The organism is Kitasatospora sp. GAS1066B (assembly GCF_041262605.1).
Classification (GTDB): Bacteria; Actinomycetota; Actinomycetes; order Streptomycetales; family Streptomycetaceae; genus Kitasatospora.
Genome location: NZ_JBGCCO010000006.1, coordinates 1 through 17,336 on the forward strand (window position 1 = coordinate 1; position 17,336 = coordinate 17,336).

Below are 17,336 nucleotides of genomic sequence, written 5' to 3' on the forward strand. Positions count from 1 at the left end.
GGCTCCCAGTAGACGACTGGGTTGATAGGCCGGATGTGGAAGCCTCGTAAGGGGTGGAGCTGACCGGTACTAATAGGCCGAGGGCTTGTCCTCAGTTGCTCGCGTCCACTGTGTTGTTCTGAAACAACGACCCCGTTCCTGGCCAGGGACGGTGCGGTCGATGTGTTTCATAGTGTTTCGGTGGTCATAGCGTGAGGGAAACGCCCGGTTACATTCCGAACCCGGAAGCTAAGCCTCATAGCGCCGATGGTACTGCAGGGGGGACCCTGTGGGAGAGTAGGACGCCGCCGAACAATTCTTCTAGAGAAGCCCTCTTCCTTCGGGAAGGGGGCTTCTCTGCGTTCAGCACCTTCACCGAGCGCCCGGCTCGCGTTACCGTACTCCCCACTGGCCGTTAGGAATCACGCAGGGCAACCGGGGGGATCCACAGTGAGCGAGCAGCAGCAGAGCATCGGCAGCAGCACCTCGACCAGCACACTCGCGCCGATGGTCGAGGTGGCGGACGTATGGCGCAGCTTCGGCAGCGGGGCGACAGCCGTCCACGCCCTGCGCGGGGTGTCGTTCACAGCCCGGCGTGGCGAGCTGACCGCGCTCCGCGGCCGCTCCGGGTCCGGCAAGACGACGCTGCTCAACCTGGTCGGCGGTCTGGACGCGCCGACCTCGGGGCAGATCACGCTGGACGGCGCGGATCTGGCCGCGCTGGACGAGGCGGGACGCCTGGCGCTGCGGCGCGAGCGGATCGGGTTCGTCTTCCAGTCCTTCGGGTTGATCCCGATCCTCAGCGCGGCCGAGAACGTCGGGGTCCCGATGCGCCTGCGCAAGGTACCCAGCGCTCAGCGCGAGGAGCGGGTGGCGACCCTGCTCGCCCTGGTGGGTCTGACCGACCATGCCGAGCAGCGGCCCGCCGAACTGTCCGGCGGTCAGCAACAGCGGGTCGCGATCGCCCGGGCGCTGGCGAACGAGCCGGCCCTGATCATCGCGGACGAGCCGACCGGTCAGCTCGACTCGGAGACCGGGCACTCGGTGATGGAGCTGCTGCGCGCGGTGGTGCGCAGTGAGGGCGTGACCGTGCTGGTGGCCACCCACGACCCGCAGCTGATGGAGCTGGCCGACCGCGTGGTGGAGCTCAGGGACGGTCACATCGTGGAGTGACGGCGGCACCGAGGAGTGACCGCGGGCGACTGCGGCCGAGTGAGAACGCCTGGTCAGAGGCCCGGAAATTCCGTCAAGATGGCGCTAAATCTGCCTTGTGATCAGCCCGATCGAAGGTGAGAGTCCGCTCACCCCGTAGTCTCGTCTGCGCGAACAGGTGTCCGGGGGTGGTCCCCGGGACGGGCTCGATCAAGAATGGGACGCATGGCACGCGGAAGGCTGCGGATCTACCTCGGGGCGGCCCCCGGGGTGGGGAAGACGTACGCGATGCTCTGCGAGGCGCACCGGCGGCTGGGGCGCGGCACGGATGTGGTGGTCGGTTTCGTCGAGCATCACAACCGCTCGAACACCGCCGATCTGTTGCACGGCCTGGAGGCGGTGCCGCGCCGGGTGATGGAGCATCGGGGCGCGGAGTTCACCGAACTGGACCTGGACGCCCTGCTGGCCCGCCGGCCGCAGGTCGCGCTGGTCGACGAGCTGGCCCACACCAACGTGCCGGGCTGCCGCAACGCCAAGCGCTGGCAGGACGTCGAGGAGCTGCTGGCGGCCGGCATCGACGTGATCTCCACCGTCAACATCCAGCACCTGGAGTCGCTGGGCGACGTGGTCGAGGGCATCACGGGCGTGCGCCAGCGCGAGACGGTACCGGACGAGGTGGTCCGCCGAGCCGACCAGATCGAGCTGGTCGACATGTCGCCCCAGGCGCTGCGCCGCCGACTCGCGCACGGCAACGTCTACGCGCCGGAGAAGATCGACGCCGCGCTCTCCAACTACTTCCGCCCCGGCAACCTGACCGCGTTGCGCGAGCTGGCTCTGCTCTGGACCGCCGACCGGGTCGACGAGTACCTGCAGACCTACCGTGCCGAGCAGGGCATAGACAGCACCTGGCAGGCCCGCGAGCGGATCGTGGTCGGCCTGACCGGTGGTCCCGAGGGGGCCACGCTGATCCGCCGGGCAGCCCGGATCGCCGCCAAGGGCTCGGGCAGCGAGCTGCTCGCGGTGCACATCTCGCGCTCGGACGGCCTCACGAACGGCGGCTCCCCGCAGGCCCTGATCGAACAGCGGGCGCTGGTGGAGAGCCTGGGGGGCAGCTTCCACACCGTGCTCGGCGACGAGCCGGCCCAAGCGCTGCTGGACTTCGCGCGGGGTGTGAACGCGACCCAGATCGTCCTCGGCTCCAGCCGCCGCAAGGCCTGGGAGTACATCTACGGCCCGGGCGTCGGCTCCACGGTGGCCCGCGACTCGGCCGACATCGACGTGCACATCGTCACCCACGAGCACGTGGCGCACGGCCGTCGTCGTCGACTGCCGATCCGCAAGATCACCGACCTGGGGCGGCCGCGGGCGATCGCCGGCTGGCTGATCGGCGTGGGCGTACCGCCGCTGCTCGCGCTGCTGCTCACCCAGCTGAACGACACCGCGGTACCCACCGACATGCTGCTCTTCTTCTCGGTGACGATCTGCGCGGCCCTGGTCGGCGGTCTGCTCCCGGCGATCGCCTCGGCGCTGGTCGGTTCCACCGCGCTGAACTACTACTTCACGCCACCGATCCACAAGCTGACCATCTCGGATCCGCAGAACATCCTGGCGGTGGCGATCTTCACGGCGGTCGGCATCGCGGTGGCCACCTTGGTCGATGTGGCCGCCCGGCGTACCCATGAGGCGGCCCGCAGCCAGACCGAGGCGCAGACGTTGAGCGCGCTGGCCGGCACGGTGCTGCGGGCGCCCACCGGCGAGGGCCTGGCCGCGCTGCTGGAGCAGGTCAGGGAGACCTTCGGGCAGGACGCGGTGGCGCTGCTGGAGCGCGCCGACGAGCACGCGCCGTGGTCCTGCACCGCTTCCGCGGGCGACAACCCGCCGACCCGCCCGGATGACGGGGACGTCGACGTGCCGGTGGGCGAGCACCTGGCGCTGGTGCTCAGCGGCCGGGTCCTGCCCGCCGCCGACCGCAGACTGCTCGGCGCCTTCGCCGCCCAGGCCTCGGTCCTGCTGGAACGCCGTCGGCTGGCCAAGGAGGCCGCCGCGGCCCGTCGCCAGGCCGAGGGCAATCGGATCCGCACGGCGCTGCTGGCCGCCGTCTCGCATGACCTGCGCACCCCGCTGGCCGGGATCAAGGCCAATGTCACCTCGTTGCGGGCCGACGACGTCCAGTGGAGCGAGGCCGACGAGCAGGAGCTGCTCGCGGGCATCGAGGCGGGCGCCGACCGGCTCGATCATCTGATCAACAACTTGCTGGACATGAGCCGCCTGCAGACCGGCACTGTCACCCCGCTGATCCGCGCGGTGGACCTGGACGAGGTGGTGCCGTACGCGCTCGGCGGCGTCCCGCTGGAGTCGGTGCGCCTGGACATTCCGGAGTACCTGCCGATGGTCCCGGCCGACGCCGGGCTGCTGGAGCGGGCGCTGGCCAACCTGATCGAGAACGCCGTCAAGTACAGCCCGCCGGACGTGAAGGTGCTGGTCAAGGCGGATGCGCTGGAGGCTGCGGCCGGTGCGGGCCGGGTCGAACTGCGGGTGGTCGACCGCGGGCCCGGGGTCCCCGAGGAGGCCAAGGAGAAGATCTTCGCGCCGTTCCAGCGCTACGGCGACGCGCCGCGCGGCGCGGGGGTCGGGCTCGGCCTCGCGGTGGCGCGCGGCTTCGTCGAGGCGATGGGCGGCACCATCAGGGCCGAGGACACCCCGAGCGGCGGCCTGACCATGGTGGTCTCGCTGCCCGCGGTCGACCACCCGCCCGAAGCGGACACCGCCGCCGTCGAGCCGGCCACGGCCCTCGCGCCGGCGCCCACCGCCGATTCCTCCCTGCCCACGGCTTCTCAGGCCCCCCGAAAGACGGAGCTCGCATGACCCGGGTCCTCGTCGTGGACGACGAACCACAGATCGTCCGCGCCCTGGTGATCAACCTCAAGGCCCGTAAGTACGAGGTCGACGCCGCACACGACGGCGCCAGCGCCCTGGAGCTGGCCGCCGCCCGCCACCCCGACGTGGTGGTGCTCGACCTCGGCCTGCCCGACATGGACGGCGTCGAGGTGATCAAGGGTCTGCGCGGCTGGACCCGGGTTCCGATCATCGTGCTGTCGGCCCGGCACGCCTCGGACGAGAAGGTCGAGGCGCTGGACGCCGGCGCCGACGACTACGTGACCAAGCCGTTCGGCATGGACGAGCTGCTGGCCCGGATGCGCGCGGCGGTCCGCCGGGCGGAGCCGGTGGCCGGCGAGGACGACTCGCTGGTGACCACCGACGCGTTCACCGTCGACCTGGCGGCGAAGAAGGTCAACCGGGACGGCGTCGACATCCGCCTCACTCCCACCGAGTGGCACCTGCTGGAGGTGCTGGTGCGCAACGCGGGCCGACTGGTCAGCCAGACCCAGCTGCTGCAGGAGGTGTGGGGCCCGGCGTACCGCACCGAGACCAACTACCTGCGGGTCTACCTGGCCCAGCTGCGCCGCAAGCTGGAGGTGGACCCCTCGCACCCGCGCCACTTCATCACCGAGGCGGGCATGGGGTACCGCTTCGAACCGTGAAGGCGACACCGCCGTTCACCCCGCCGACGGGGTTGTAGCCGGTAGCCTTTCCGCATGAGTGGTAACAGCAGCGACCAGCCTCAGGGCCGGCTGCGCCGGATGTTCACCCGGCTCACCTCCAGCCCCGAGGAGCTCCAGGCCGAGGAGCTGCGCCAGGATGCCGCGGTCTCCGGCTGCACACCGATCGCCCAGGCGAGCGACCGCGAAGTGGTGACCGTCTCCGGCACCCTGCGCACCGTGACGCTCCGTCCCAGGGCGGGCGTGCCGGCGCTGGAGGCCGAGCTCTTCGACGGGACGGACGCGCTGGACGTGGTCTGGCTGGGCCGCCGCTCGATCGCGGGCATAGAGCCGGGCCGCCGGCTGACCGCCTGCGGCCGGGTCAGCCACGCACGCGGACGTCGCGTGCTCTTCAACCCTCGCTACGAGCTGCGTCCAGTGGGACATGGGAGCGAACACCAGTGACCAATCCGCCCGGCGGCGAGCACGCCGCCCCGCACACACTGATCACTGACAACCAGCAGTCCGAACCCGAGGAGTCCGCCGCGGCCACCGAGGAGTCCGCCGAGGAGGCCGCGGCCCGGGACGAGGCCGCCCGCAAGGAGGCGGCCGACTCGATCATCCAGGCGTTCGGCGGCGTCCGCGGCATGATCGACATGACCCTGCCGGGTCTGGTCTTCATCGTCACCTACAACCTCACGCACCAGGTGTCCACCGCCGCGTGGGGGGCGCTCGCGCTGAGCGCGGTCTTCGTGGTGGTCCGGCTGCTGCGCCGGGAGACCATCCAGCACGCGTTCAGCGGCGTCTTCGGAGTGGCGATCGGCGCGTGGATCTCGATGCACACCGGGAAGGCGCAGGACTTCTACCTGCCCGGTCTGCTCTGGAACGTCGGCTACGCGCTGGCGCTGGCCGTCTCCGCGCTGGTCCGCTGGCCGCTGATCGGCCTGACGCTGGGCCCGGTCACCGGTGAGATGTTCACCTGGCGCACCCAGAACCCCGGCCGCCTGGCCGCCTACACCAAGGCCACCTGGGCCTGGGTGGTGATCATGGGCATCAAGCCGGTGATCCTCTTCCCGCTCTACTTCACCGGCAACGTCAACCTGCTGGGCTGGCTCAAGGTCGCGCTCGGCATCCCGCCGATGCTGCTGGCGATGTACGTGACCTGGCGGATCCTGCTCACCGCTCCGGCGCCGATCAAGGCGGAGCAGCCCGAAGAGGACTGACTCCGGCACCGACAGGGCCCGCCTCCCAGCATCGGGAGGCGGGCCCTGTCGTCTGTCGCGCGGGCGGACGGGGATCAGGAGAGCAACTGCTCCAGCTCCTCCTCGCGCTCCTGCGCGGCCACGAAGAGCAGCTCGTCGCCGCCCTCCAGGGTGTCGTCCCGGCTCGGCACCAGGACCCGGCCCTCGCGGATGATCGTCACCAGCGCGGTGTCGGTGGGCCAGCTGACGTCCCCGACCCGGGTGCCGACCAGCGTGGTGTCCTCGGCCAGGGTCAGCTCGACCAGGTTGGCGTTGCCCTGGCTGAAGCGCATCAGCCGGACCAGGTCGCCGACGCTCACCGCCTCCTCGACCAGCGCCGACATCAGGCGCGGGGTGGAGACGGCCACGTCCACGCCCCAGGACTCGTTGAAGAGCCACTCGTTCTTCGGGTTGTTCACCCGGGCGACCACCCGCGGCACCCCGTACTCGGTCTTCGCCAGCAGCGAGACCACCAGGTTGACCTTGTCGTCGCCGGTCGCCGCGATCACCACGTGGCAGTGCTGCAGCGCCGCCTCGTCCAGCGAGGTGATCTCGCAGGCGTCGGCCAGCAGCCACTCCGCCATCGGGACCCGCTCCACCGAGATGGCGTTCGGGTTCTTGTCCACGAGGAGCACCTCGTGGCCGTTCTCCAGCAGCTCGCCGGCGATGGACCGCCCGACCGCGCCCGCTCCCGCAATCGCTACCCGCATCAGTGACCCTCCTCCGGGCCCTTGGCGAACGCGGCCTCGACCGTCGCCTGATCCGCCCGGCGCAGCATCACCTGCACCAGATCGCCTTCCTGCACCACCATCTGCGGGTTGGGCAGCACGCCCTCGCCGAGCCGGGTGACGAACGCCACCCGGGCGCCGGAGGCCTCCTCCAGCTCGCCGACCCGGTGACCGACCCAGGACGGGGCGAAGGCCACCTCGGCGAGCTGGACGGTGCCGCTCGGGTCCTGCCAGAGCGGCTCGGCGCCGCTCGGCAGCAGCCGGCGCAGCATCTGGTCGGCGGTCCACCGGACGGTGGCGACCGTCGGGATGCCCAGCCGCTGGTAGACCTCGGCGCGACGGGGGTCGTAGATCCGGGCCACGACGTGCTCGACGCCGAAGTTCTCCCGAGCCACCCGGGCCGCGATGATGTTCGAGTTGTCGCCGCTGCTGACGGCCGCGAAGGCACCGGCCTCCTCGATACCGGCCTCGCGCAGCGTGTCCTGGTCGAAACCGACGCCGGTCACCCGGCGGCCGTTGAACCCGGCGCCGAGGCGGCGGAAGGCGGTCGGGTCCTGGTCGACCACGGCCACCGAGTGTCCCTGCTTCTCCAGGGCTCTGGCCAGCGCGGAGCCCACGCGTCCACAACCCATGATGACGATGTGCACGGTGTTCTTACCTCACCCGGTCCGTTGGGGTCCTGACCTGTGCAAACACCGCTCATCATCCTTCCGTGCCCGTTGGCCGGGGCGACTGGGTGCCACTCCCGCAGCTCGGGGGGCGGCCTGGCAACCGGAGTGTTGCCCGCAAGTTCATCATCCGACACGCTATCCGGTTCATCGGACCGGACGCGGCGGGCGGCGGAGTGAAGCCGGTCAGGCGCGGCGATCAGGGGCGGCGCACGGTACCGTCGGGTTCCGTCGAGAAGCCTGGTCCGGTCGAGCAACTCGATGTCGTGCCGAATCCCGCCGAGCCCAGCAAGGACACCGCTTCGTGAGTCGCAACACCCCGCCCCGCTCTTCGGGCAAGTCAGGATCGTCCCGCTCGGGGGCGCAGTCCGGGAAGGCCGGCAAGTCCGGGAAGGCCGGGAAGTCCGGGCAGCCGGGCAAGCCCGGCCAGGTGGCCCGGCCGCGCTGGGGCGCCAAGCAGGCCCGCCCGGCCGCCACCGACCGCGACGGCTTCACCGCGCAGACCGCGCCGCTGGCCCCGGCCGAGCAGCGCGCCGAGCAGCCGGGACCGGCACCGGTCGGCGGCGTCCGGCCCGGCGCCGCGAAGCAGGTCAAGGGCGCGGCCAAGGCCAAGGACACCGCCAAGGCCAAGGACCCGGCGAAGCCCGCCAAGGCCCCGCGCCCGGCTCGTGCGCCGCGCCCCGCCAAGCCGCAGGTGCCCAAGGGCCCCGGTGGCGAGCCGCTGGTCGGTGAGCGCTACGAGGTCGAGATCGGCGAGGTCGCGCACGGCGGCGGGCACTGCGTGGCCCGGCACGAGGGCCGGGTGCTCTTCGTGCGGCACGCGCTGCCCGGCGAGCGGGTGATCGCCCAGGTCACCGAGGGCACCACCAAGTCGCGCTTCCTGCGCGCCGACGCCGTCGAGATCCTGACCCCCGCCAAGGACCGGATCGAGGCGCCCTGCCCGTTCGCCGGTCCCGGCAAGTGCGGCGGCTGCGACTGGCAGCACGTCAGCCCGGGCGGCCAGCGCAAGCTCAAGGGGCAGGTGCTGACCGAGCAGCTGGCCAAGCTGGCCGGCCTCACCCCGGCCGAGGCGGGTTGGGACGGCAGCGTCGAGCCGGTCGGCGGCAAGCTGCCGGCCGGTCAGGTGCCCGCCTGGCGCACCCGGGTCCAGTACACCGTGGACCAGGAGAGCGGCCAGGTCGGCCTGCGCAAGCACCGCTCGCACGAGGTCCAGCTGATCGACCGCTGCCTGATCGCGGCCGACGAGGTGACCGAACTGGGCATCGAGTCCCGGGACTGGACCGGCCTGGCCTCGGTCGAGGCGATCGCCTCCAGCGGCTCCTCGGACCGCCAGCTGATCCTTCGTCCGCTGCCGGGCGAGCAGCTGCCGCTGGTCGAGCTGGACAAGCCGGTGTCGATCTCCCGGATCGACGAGCAGGAGCTGTTCCACCGGGTGCACGGGCGGACCTTCGTCCGCGAGCGGGCGGCCGGGCGGACCTGGCGGGTCAGCAACGGCGGCTTCTGGCAGATCCACCCGGAGGCGCCCGAGACCCTGGTGAACGCGGTGCTGGAGGGCCTCGACCCGCAGTGGGGCGAGAACGCGCTGGACCTGTACTGCGGGGTGGGCCTCTTCGCCGGCGCGCTGGCCGACCGGGTCGGCGAGGACGGCGCGGTGCTGGGCATCGAGTCGGCCAAGCAGGCGGTGCTGGACGCCCGGCACAACCTGGCCGAGCTGGAGAACGTCCGGATCGAGTGCGACAAGGTCGAGACCCTGCTGCCGCGCACCGGGATCACCTCCACCGACCTGATCGTGCTGGACCCGCCGCGGGCCGGGGCCGGCCGCGAGACCGTGCGGCACCTGGCCGGCCTGGCCGCCCGCCGGATCGCCTACGTGGCCTGCGACCCCGCCGCGCTCGCCCGTGACCTGGCCTTCTTCCGTGAGGGCGGCTACCGCGTGGTCTCGCTGCGGGCCTTCGACCTGTTCCCGATGACCCACCACTTCGAGTGCGTGGCGATCCTGGAGCCGGTGGCTCAGGAGCAGCCGGCCGACCCCTGGTCGTAGCGGCCCGCCGCTCGTCGAAGCGGCTGGGCGGTCAAACGCCGCCCAGCCGCTTCGACGCGTGCCGCAGCCGCAGCGCGGCGATCGCCTCGACCAGGCCGACGGCGAGCAGCCAGCAGCCCGCGACCACCGTGAGCACCGTGACCGACTTGATCGGCCAGCTGATCAGCACGATCCCGGCCGCGACGTTGACCAGCCCGAGGAAGACCAGCCAGCCGCGTACCGGGGTCCCCGGATCATGGGCGGCCGCGACCACCTGGGTGATCCCGCGGAACAGCCACCCGATGCCGATCCACAGCCCCAGCAGCAGGATCGACTCCAGGGTGCCGCGGAAGCAGAACAGCCCGAGCACGATCGACAGCGCCCCGCTGATGAACGCCATCACCCGCAGTGCCGTGCTGCCGTGCGTACCGAACGCCGAGACCAGCTGAACCAGCCCGCTGACCAGCAGGAACAGCCCGAAGAGCACCCCGATGACGATCAGCGTCGCGTGTGGCCAGGCGAGCACCAGCACCCCGAGCACCGCCGCGGCGATCCCCGCCGCGAGCAGCGCCTGCCAGGCGGCGCGGGCCAGCGGCTGAAAGGGATCGGGGAGGGAATCGTTGGGAGAGAAAGTCATACTCCTACCCTCCGAGCGGCCCCGGCCGCCCGCGACCCGGGTCGCGCGAAGGGGGCGTCGGGCGTCCCTCGCGGGAGCCGCTCGGCGGGACGGGGAGGATTGACGGCTCCAGCATGGTCGCGCCACTGTGATCGAACCGCCCCCGGCGGTCCGTGAGTCAGGTAGGACGCCCTCACCGCTGGGACGCACGGTCCCTTGAAGGAGGCTCAACTGTGAGCAGTCTGTCCAGCCGAGGGGTCGGAGCGGTATGACCGAGCCGGAACGCCGGTCGGACCCGACGCGACCGGAACCGAGGGCCACGGTGCCGGACAGGATCACGGCCCTCGGGCCGTTCTTCGCCTTCGAGACCCACGGGCCGATCCCGGCCGCAGAGCCCTGGCGGAGCATGGCCGAACTGCTGGACGATCCTTCGGTGTTGGGCGGCCGGGTGGCCGCCGTGCGCGGCTATCTGGCGGCTGGCGGCGGACAGTCCGCCGAGGCGGTCGAGCTGCGGGTGGCAGCCTCGGTGACCCAGCTGGGTCTGGCCTCGCGCCTGCTCTCTCCGTCGTTCGCCGTGGCGGTGCTGGCCGGTGCGGTGCTCCCGTACGGTCTGCGGGAGCTCAGGTGGCAGCCGACACCCGGCGGGACATTCCCGCTGTCGCTGCCCGACCGTACGCCCGTACCGGTGGCCGACCCGGTCGAACGCGCGGTCCGGCTCGGCAAGGAACTGTTTGACGGACCGATCCGCGAGCTGGTCGAGGCCACCCGGGCATACTCGGTCTCGCCGCACATCCTCTGGGGCAACGTCGCCTCGGCCGTCAACGGCGCGGCGTCGGCCATCACCCGCACGACGCCTGCACTGGCGGGACCGGCGCGTGCGTTCGCAGGTTTGCTGCTGGACCAGCCGCCGCTGCGCGGCACCAGCACAACGGCGGGTGCCTATGGCGGGTTCCGCCGCCGCAGCTGCTGCCTCATCTACCGGGCCGCCCCGGATCGCGCGGGCGCTCTCTGCGGGGACTGCGTCCTCGCACCATCCGTCAGGGCTCACGACCGCTCCGGACGGACCTGAGTCGCCTCCACCGGTCCTTCCCGCCGTGCGACAGGGGGCGTGCGACTGGGCCCCGCACGCGCCCTTGTGGTGCTAGCAAGTGCGCGCTAGCTTCGAGTGCATGGGTAAGAAGCAGCTCAACGTGCGGGTGGACGTCACCACCGCCGAGATGGCCCGCGAGCGGGCGGAGCAGCAGGGGATCAGCATGAACCAGTACATCGAGCGGCTCGTCCAGCAGGACATGGGCGAGGCCGGGCTGCGTTTCGTCGATGCGGCGGCCCAGTTCATGAAGGAGTACGAGAGCGAGTTCCTCGCCGAGTTCGGCGAGCGGGTGCCGGCCGACGAGCGCCAGGGCGGACGTCGTTGAAACTGGAGGTCGACCTCTCCTGGCTGCTCATGACCGCCGAGCAGTACACGCCCGGAGACCCGCAGGTGACCGACTACGGCTCGCTGCTCGCGGCCGTCGCGCGCCACCACGCGGAGATCTTCGACATCGCCGTCTACCCCGAGCCGCAGGACCGGGCCGCCGCCCTGATGCACCAGCTGATCCGGGTCCCGGCCCTGGAGCGCACCAACGAACTCTTCGCCACCGCCGTCGCCTATGCCTACCTGGTGGCCAGCGGCTGCAACGTCGCCACCACCGCACGCGAGGTCCGCAGCCTGGCCCGCGCGATCCGGGAGGGCAAGCTGGGCGTGGACGGGGTGGCCGAACGGCTGAACGGCTGGGTGGTCGACGAGGCGGAGGGCGAGGGCGTCGCGGGCGACGACGGGGAGGACGACTCCGACGCGGAATGAGCCGCGCCGGGCCTGGTCGGAGCGCGGTTAGGGTGGGGCGGTGCTCCGGGACATCGAGCGGTACCTGACCTGCCCCCACTGCGCCCGCGGCCTCGCGTTCGAGGCGACCGGGCGCGCCCTGCGCTGCCCCGGCGGCCACTCCTTCGACCTCGCCAAGCAGGGCTACGTCAGCCTGCTGCCCGGTGACGCGCACACCGGTACCGGTGACACACCCGAGATGGTGGCCGCTCGCGCCGACTTCCTCGCCGCCGGGCACTACCACCCGATCGCCGCGGCGCTCGCCGAGGCGGCGGGCAACGCGAGCGGCGCCGATGGTCTGGTGGTGGACCTCGGGGCCGGCACCGGCTACTACCTGGCCCAGGTCCTCGACGCGTTGCCCGGCGCGGTGGGCGCGGCGCTGGACATCTCCAAGTTCGCGCTGCGCCGGGCGGCCAAGGCACACCCGAGGGCGGGTGCCGTGGTCTGCGACGCCTGGCGCCCGTTGCCGCTCGCCGACGGCTGCGCCGAACTGCTGCTCAACGTCTTCGCGCCCCGCAACGGCGCCGAGATCCACCGGGTGCTGCGGCCCGGCGGCAGCCTGTTGCTGGTCTCGCCCACCTCACGTCACCTGCGCGAACTGGTCGACGCGCTGGGCCTGCTCTCGGTCGACGAGGAGAAGGAGCGGCGGATCGACGAGAAGCTCAGCCCCTGGCTCAGCCCGGTCGCGGCGCGTGAGGTGGAGTTCGAGTTGCGGCTGTCCCACCAGGACGCGGCGGCCGTGGTGGGCATGGGCCCGAACGCCTGGCACACCGACCGGGCCCGGATCGCGGACGCGCTCGCGGCGTTGCCCGAGCCGGTGGCGGTCACCGGGTCGGTGCGGGTCGCGGTGTACCAGCGGGCGGCGCGGCCGGGCGGCTGATCCGCATCACGGTGTTCCGAATCCCGGTGCGAGGCGTCGGCCTGGCCGACTTCCGCATCCGATCTGACTCCCCGTTGGGATGAATCGCCGAGCGCAGGCACGTTTCTGCCGCCGAGGAACTGACCGGCCGTCAGTAGCGTCGGCTCGGTGACCAGCTCTGCGACCAGCGAAGTCGTTCCACGCCCCTCCGCAGCCGCGCCGGCCCTGCCCGGCGCCGAGACCCGCCCGGCGCACCGGCCGACCGTCGAGGAGCTGCGCCTCACGTCGTTCAAGTCCTATCGCCGCGCCAGTCTTTCGCTCTCCCCGCTCACCGTGCTGCACGGCCCCTCGGGGGTCGGCAAGTCGAACGCGCTGGACGCCCTCGCCGTGCTCTCCCGGCTTGCCATCGGCGAGGAGATCGGGCCGTCGCTGGACGGCATCGGGGGCGCGACCGGCCCGCTGGCGGCCCCGGTGCGCGGCGGGCTGGTGGGCTGCGTCCCGCACGGGCGCAACGCGATCATCCTGGGCTGCACGGTCCGTTCCGGCGCCGGTCCGATCCGGCTGGAGCTGGTGATCCGCACCGACGGGCGGGTCCGGGTGGCCCGCGAGTGGCTCGCCTGCGCCGGGCAGACGCTGGTGGAGACCGGCGAGCAGGACGTCGCGGGCGGCCGGGTCAACGTCAGCTGGCACAACGACACCCGGCAGGGCGACATCCGGGCACCGTTCCCCAGCGGCAGCCTGATCACCACGCAGATCCCGCTGCGGGTGGCCGGCTCCTCGCCGGGCGAGCGCAAGGTGCTGGACGCCACCGAGCAGCTGCTCACCGCACTGCGCGAGGTCTTCCCGGTGCATCCGGTGCCGGCGCTGATGCGCGGCTGGGTGGGGCCCGACCCGCAGGCCCGGTTGCTGCCCACCGCGGCCAACGTCTCCGCGGTGCTGGCCCGTCTGCAGGGCGAGTGCTCCCGCCGCTACGGCCGCCTGCTCAGGGCGGTGCAGGCCGCGGCGCCGCACCCGTTGCTGGGCCTGGACGTCGCGCGGCGCGGCACGCAGGCCCAGGAGCGTCTGATCGCGGTCTTCGATGAGGGGGTGCTGGGGCGCACCGGAGCGGACCAGGCCTCGGACGGGATGCTGCGGCTGCTGGCGTTCGCCGCCGTGCTGCTGACCGGGGCCGGGGTGTTGGACGTCGACCCGGCTGTCGAAGTGCCCTGGGCCCGTCGCCAGTTGACCGTGCTCGCCGAGGACCTGGGTGCGGGCCTCGGCGCCGAGCAGACCGCCTCGCTGCTTCGGCTGGCCAGGGAGATGTGCGACAAGGAGCACCTGCGGCTGCTGGCCGCGGTGCAGGAGCCTGCTGCCGCCCAACAGGTGGACGGGATCGAGCTGGTGGAGTGCCGGCGGGATCCGATGAGCGGGCACAGCGTGCTGACGCCGGCGGCCCGGGTGCCGGCCCAGCACGTGGTGGGCGCGGCGACGGGCGGGCCGGGCGATGCGGTAGACCTGGCAGAGTGACCGAGAACGCAGCTCCACGCCCCGCGGACCAGCCGCACCAGCCCAGCCGCTCCGCCCGGCCGGACCAGCCCAGCCGCTCCGCCCGGCCGGACCAGCCCAGCCGCTCCGCCCGGCCGGACCAGCCCGACCGACCTGACCGGTTCGACCAGCACGAGCGGGCTGCCGTGCCGCCCACGCTCGGCGAACTCGCGGGGCGGTTGAGCGACTTCGCCGCCGCGCGCCGTTGGCAGCCGTTCCACACCCCGAAGAACCTCGCGGCGGCGCTCACCGTCGAGGCGGGCGAGTTGCTGGAGATCTTCCAGTGGCTGACCCCGGAGCAGGCCGCCGCGGTGATGGACGATCCGAAGAGCGCGCACCGGGTGCGCGACGAGGTGGCGGACGTGCTCGCGTACCTGCTGCAGTTCTGCACGGCGGTCGGGGTCGATCCGCTGGTGGCGTTGGACGAGAAGATCGATCGGAACGAGCTGCGGTTCCCGGCGGCGCCCCGGGAGTGAGCCGTTCGAGGGAACGCGACTGTCCACAGCCCCGGGGTTGTCCACAGATTCCCGGCTGCTCGCCGCGCGGGCCGGGAACCCGGCGCACCCTCTACTTCTGACGGACCGTTCAGCGGAACGGTCCGAGGCCCCGTCAGGAGTGAAGGGCAGGACGTCGTCATGGACGCACTGCGTTTGATCAAGACCACCCGCCACGCGCTCGCCGAGGCCCGCACGGTGGCGGACGTGCTCTCCGAGGCCTGGCAGTCGGCCTCGCTCACCGCGGTGCTGGCCGAGCGCCTGAGCGGCCACCCGGCCGAGGAGGTGGCCACGGTCGCCCGGCTGCTCGCCCGGGCCGGCGGCCACGCCGTGGGGTTGCTGGAGGCGGTGGCCGACCCGCCGGACGGTGGTGACCGGGCGACGTTCGGGCGGGCCGACCGGCTGACTCGGATCGGCGAGCTCGGGCCGGTGCTGGAGCAGCTGCGGCTGCTGTTCGCCGAGGTCGCCGAGGCACTGGTCGCCATCGCCGACTCCACCGACTCGGCGGCCCAGGGCGTCTACTGGCTCGCCATCGACGGGCTCGACGCGAGCGGGGAGTGCCGTGCGCTGGTGATCGAGCTGCTCCGGACCTTGCGCCGCCGCGCCGTCGTCGAGCCGTTGGAAGAACTGGACGCCGACTCGGCCGACGGCGGCCCGCCGCGTGGTGAGAGGTGGGAGGCGAGCTGGGGCTCGGCCAGGTGGGGTGGGCCGCCCGGGCCGGCGTCGTGGTCGGCGGGTGGGCGGACCGGCGGGCCGCCGAGCCGGGTGCCGGGCCCGGCGAATTTCGACGAGCCGATGGAGGAGGCGACGGCAGCGGAGGATCCCGCAGCCGCGGAGTCGGTGGCTGCCGCGCCGGCCGAGGGAGAGTCCGCCGACAGTGATCCCGCTGACGGTGATCCCGCCGAGGGCTGTCACGCCGGCGTGGCGCGAGGGCGGGAGGCCGATCCTGCCGGGGACGAGCTGCGGTTGGTGATCACCCTCACCCCGCCGCCCGGGCAGGGCTACCAGCCGACGGCGCCGGTCCCGGTCTCGGTGGCGCCGGAGCGGTCCGCTGCCCGCCGGGCACCGGAAGCCTCCAGCTCATCGCAGAGCTCCCCGTCGGTCAGCTCCACGCCCGACGCCGAACCACGGGCTGGGCCGAGCTCGGCACCCAGCCCGGCGAGGTCGGCCAGGTCCGCGTTGACCGAGGCGAGCAGCTCCTGCAGTTGGTCCAGCAGACTCCTGGCCGGGTGCTGCGGCGGTGCGACGGGCGCCTCGTACCTGGGCTCGGACATGAAGGCGGACCCTCCAGCTCGGGACTGCGATGTGGTGCGGCGGGTGGGGGCGCGTGACCCCATCACCCCAACGACCCAACGCTCCGCCCGGTCACCGCGCACCACCCGATGCGGTCCACCTGCCTCCGTGTCTCAGCCCCCCGGGTGACCTGGGCTTGCTCCACCTCGGCCCACTGCCCTATGCGCCCGCGCCGCTCGGACCAGCCACGCTGCGCGCGCTGTCCACGCTGCTCGCGCCACCCGCACGACAGCGGGCCCCGACCGGTGCTGGGGAGCACGGCGGGGGCCCGCTGCGGCTCAGGCCATCAGGACACCGGAGCGCCTCGACCTGAGAGGAGGTCAGTTGTGCGCGTGCAGATCGGCGTTCAAGCCACCCCACGAACCGGAACGGGCGATCACCTCGACTGCGCCGGACTGCGAGTTCCGACGGAAGAGCAGGTTGTCCTGACCGGAGAGCTCGACCGCCTTGGCGACCGTGCCGTCCGGCAGGGTGACCCGGGTGCCGGCGGTCACGTAGAGGCCGGCCTCGACCACGCAGTCGCTGCCCAGCGAGATGCCGATGCCCGCGTTGGCGCCCAGCAGGCAGCGCTCGCCCACCGAGATGGTCTGCTTGCCGCCGCCGGACAGGGTTCCCATGATCGAGGAGCCGCCGCCGATGTCGCTGTGGTCGCCGACCACCACACCGGCGCTGATCCGGCCCTCCACCATGGAGGTGCCCAGCGTGCCCGCGTTGAAGTTCACGAAGCCCTCGTGCATCACCGTGGTGCCGGCGGCCAGGTGAGCGCCCAGCCGGACCCGGTCGGCATGCGCGATCCGCACGCCGCTCGGCGCGACGTAGTCGGTCATCCGCGGGAACTTGTCGATCCCGTAGACGGCCAGCTGGCCGCCCTCGGCGCGCACCGCGAGCCGGGCCTGCTCGACCAGCTCCACCGGAACGGGGCCGATGCTGGTCCAGGCCACGTTCGCCAGCAGGCCGAACATGCCGTCGAGGTTCTGCCCGTGCGGCTGGACCAGGCGGTGGCTCAGCAGGTGCAGGCGCAGGTAGATGTCGTGGGCGTCCAGCGGCTTCTCGTCGAGCGAGCCGATCACGGTTCGCACGGCGACGACCTCGACACCGCGCCGGGCGTCGGTCCGCAGCGCGGCGGCCGCACCGGCGCCGAGCTCGGCTTCGGCCTGCTCGGCGGTCAGCCGGACGGTGCCGGTGGGGCCCGGCTCGTCGGTCAGCACGGGGGCGGGGAACCAGGTGTCGAGAACGGTGCCGTCGGCGGCGATGGTCGCCAGACCGGCGGCGATGGCACCACGGGCGGGAGCGGAGGTCGTTTCAGCAGTCACATCGTGCACGGTAACCAATTCCGGCCAGGCCTGCCGAAGCGGCCCATGC

The 17,336-nt window shown here is 72.4% G+C and carries 17 protein-coding genes and 2 rRNA genes; 15 read left to right on the plus strand and 4 right to left on the minus strand.

Annotated elements, in window-relative coordinates; genetic code table 11:
- The 7 genes from ABH937_RS07880 to ABH937_RS07910 form a co-directional block, all read left to right on the plus strand.
- Nucleotides 1–93 (plus strand): 23S ribosomal RNA (locus ABH937_RS07880); the annotation flags it as partial.
- Nucleotides 94–176: 83 nt separating this feature from the next.
- Nucleotides 177–293 (plus strand): 5S ribosomal RNA (gene rrf / locus ABH937_RS07885).
- A gap of 193 nt (nucleotides 294–486) precedes the next feature.
- Complete coding sequence (locus ABH937_RS07890) at nucleotides 487–1,152, plus strand: ABC transporter ATP-binding protein (RefSeq protein WP_280690441.1); 666 nt, start codon at nucleotides 487–489, stop codon at nucleotides 1,150–1,152.
- Between the two features lie 204 nt (nucleotides 1,153–1,356).
- Entirely contained in the window at nucleotides 1,357–3,996 is a 2,640-nt protein-coding gene (locus ABH937_RS07895; protein WP_280690427.1) for a sensor histidine kinase KdpD, read from the plus strand.
- Nucleotides 3,993–4,673, plus strand: coding sequence for a response regulator (locus tag ABH937_RS07900; RefSeq protein WP_280690426.1), 681 nt, complete (start codon nucleotides 3,993–3,995; stop codon nucleotides 4,671–4,673). Before ABH937_RS07895 ends, ABH937_RS07900 begins: the two co-directional genes overlap by 4 nt.
- Nucleotides 4,674–4,727: 54 nt before the next feature.
- Complete coding sequence (locus ABH937_RS07905) at nucleotides 4,728–5,135, plus strand: OB-fold nucleic acid binding domain-containing protein (RefSeq protein ID WP_280690425.1); 408 nt, start codon at nucleotides 4,728–4,730, stop codon at nucleotides 5,133–5,135.
- Nucleotides 5,132–5,893, plus strand: a complete 762-nt coding sequence (locus ABH937_RS07910; RefSeq protein ID WP_370217689.1) for a DUF3159 domain-containing protein — start codon at nucleotides 5,132–5,134, stop codon at nucleotides 5,891–5,893. The genes ABH937_RS07905 and ABH937_RS07910 overlap by 4 nt, the downstream gene beginning before the upstream one ends.
- Before the next feature lie 74 nt (nucleotides 5,894–5,967).
- Here ABH937_RS07910 and ABH937_RS07915 read toward each other — a convergent pair whose 3' ends face one another.
- Both ABH937_RS07915 and ABH937_RS07920 read right to left on the minus strand, forming a co-directional pair.
- Nucleotides 5,968–6,621, minus strand: a complete 654-nt coding sequence (locus ABH937_RS07915) for a TrkA family potassium uptake protein (protein WP_280690423.1) — start codon at nucleotides 6,619–6,621, stop codon at nucleotides 5,968–5,970.
- On the minus strand, nucleotides 6,621–7,286 hold the full coding sequence (locus ABH937_RS07920) for a TrkA family potassium uptake protein (RefSeq protein WP_280690422.1): 666 nt from the start codon (nucleotides 7,284–7,286) through the stop codon (nucleotides 6,621–6,623). Before ABH937_RS07920 ends, ABH937_RS07915 begins: the two co-directional genes overlap by 1 nt.
- A 715-nt stretch (nucleotides 7,287–8,001) precedes the next feature.
- Here ABH937_RS07920 and ABH937_RS07925 point away from each other — a divergent pair.
- A complete protein-coding gene (locus ABH937_RS07925; protein ID WP_280690440.1) occupies nucleotides 8,002–9,348 on the plus strand; it encodes a class I SAM-dependent RNA methyltransferase in 1,347 nt (448 codons plus the stop codon).
- Between the two features lie 31 nt (nucleotides 9,349–9,379).
- Here ABH937_RS07925 and ABH937_RS07930 read toward each other — a convergent pair whose 3' ends face one another.
- Complete coding sequence (locus ABH937_RS07930; RefSeq protein WP_280690421.1) at nucleotides 9,380–9,964, minus strand: HdeD family acid-resistance protein; 585 nt, start codon at nucleotides 9,962–9,964, stop codon at nucleotides 9,380–9,382.
- A 301-nt stretch (nucleotides 9,965–10,265) separates the two neighbouring features.
- Between ABH937_RS07930 and ABH937_RS07935 the strand changes: the two genes are divergently transcribed.
- The 7 genes from ABH937_RS07935 (at nucleotide 10,266) to ABH937_RS07965 (ending at nucleotide 16,103) form a co-directional block, all read left to right on the plus strand.
- Nucleotides 10,266–11,012, plus strand: coding sequence for a (2Fe-2S)-binding protein (locus tag ABH937_RS07935; RefSeq protein WP_370217691.1), 747 nt, complete (start codon nucleotides 10,266–10,268; stop codon nucleotides 11,010–11,012).
- Between the two features lie 100 nt (nucleotides 11,013–11,112).
- The gene (locus ABH937_RS07940) at nucleotides 11,113–11,358 is read left to right on the plus strand and encodes a toxin-antitoxin system HicB family antitoxin (protein WP_280690419.1); all 246 of its coding nucleotides are present in this window, start codon (nucleotides 11,113–11,115) and stop codon (nucleotides 11,356–11,358) included.
- Nucleotides 11,355–11,786 carry a fic family toxin-antitoxin system, toxin component gene (locus ABH937_RS07945; RefSeq protein WP_280690418.1) on the plus strand — a complete coding sequence of 144 codons (432 nt, stop codon included), beginning with the start codon at nucleotides 11,355–11,357 and terminating at the stop codon, nucleotides 11,784–11,786. Before ABH937_RS07940 ends, ABH937_RS07945 begins: the two co-directional genes overlap by 4 nt.
- A 40-nt stretch (nucleotides 11,787–11,826) precedes the next feature.
- Nucleotides 11,827–12,684, plus strand: coding sequence for a putative RNA methyltransferase (locus tag ABH937_RS07950; protein WP_280690417.1), 858 nt, complete (start codon nucleotides 11,827–11,829; stop codon nucleotides 12,682–12,684).
- A 147-nt stretch (nucleotides 12,685–12,831) separates the two neighbouring features.
- A complete protein-coding gene (locus tag ABH937_RS07955) occupies nucleotides 12,832–14,169 on the plus strand; it encodes an ATP-binding protein (RefSeq protein ID WP_280690416.1) in 1,338 nt (445 codons plus the stop codon).
- 164 nt (nucleotides 14,170–14,333) lie between these two features.
- Nucleotides 14,334–14,663, plus strand: a complete 330-nt coding sequence (locus tag ABH937_RS07960; RefSeq protein WP_280690439.1) for a nucleotide pyrophosphohydrolase — start codon at nucleotides 14,334–14,336, stop codon at nucleotides 14,661–14,663.
- A gap of 159 nt (nucleotides 14,664–14,822) precedes the next feature.
- The gene (locus tag ABH937_RS07965) at nucleotides 14,823–16,103 is read left to right on the plus strand and encodes a DUF6099 family protein (RefSeq protein WP_370217693.1); all 1,281 of its coding nucleotides are present in this window, start codon (nucleotides 14,823–14,825) and stop codon (nucleotides 16,101–16,103) included.
- Nucleotides 16,104–16,294: 191 nt separating this feature from the next.
- On the opposite strand, the gene dapD is transcribed toward ABH937_RS07965, so the two are convergent.
- Nucleotides 16,295–17,287: a 2,3,4,5-tetrahydropyridine-2,6-dicarboxylate N-succinyltransferase gene (dapD, locus tag ABH937_RS07970; protein ID WP_370146334.1), complete on the minus strand. Its 993-nt coding sequence runs from the start codon at nucleotides 17,285–17,287 to the stop codon at nucleotides 16,295–16,297.
- Nucleotides 17,288–17,336 lie beyond the last annotated feature (49 nt).

Bases quoted from the DNA above. Each gene is read 5' to 3' on its own strand.
- ABH937_RS07890 (WP_280690441.1), top strand. From the start codon at position 487: ATGGTCGAGGTGGCGGACGTATGGCGCAGCTTCGGCAGCGGGGCGACA.
- ABH937_RS07895 (WP_280690427.1), top strand. From the start codon at position 1,357: ATGGCACGCGGAAGGCTGCGGATCTACCTCGGGGCGGCCCCCGGGGTG.
- ABH937_RS07900 (WP_280690426.1), top strand. From the start codon at position 3,993: ATGACCCGGGTCCTCGTCGTGGACGACGAACCACAGATCGTCCGCGCC.
- ABH937_RS07905 (WP_280690425.1), top strand. From the start codon at position 4,728: ATGAGTGGTAACAGCAGCGACCAGCCTCAGGGCCGGCTGCGCCGGATG.
- ABH937_RS07915 (WP_280690423.1), bottom strand. From the start codon at position 6,621: ATGCGGGTAGCGATTGCGGGAGCGGGCGCGGTCGGGCGGTCCATCGCC.
- ABH937_RS07930 (WP_280690421.1), bottom strand. From the start codon at position 9,964: ATGACTTTCTCTCCCAACGATTCCCTCCCCGATCCCTTTCAGCCGCTG.
- ABH937_RS07940 (WP_280690419.1), top strand. From the start codon at position 11,113: ATGGGTAAGAAGCAGCTCAACGTGCGGGTGGACGTCACCACCGCCGAG.
- ABH937_RS07965 (WP_370217693.1), top strand. From the start codon at position 14,823: ATGGACGCACTGCGTTTGATCAAGACCACCCGCCACGCGCTCGCCGAG.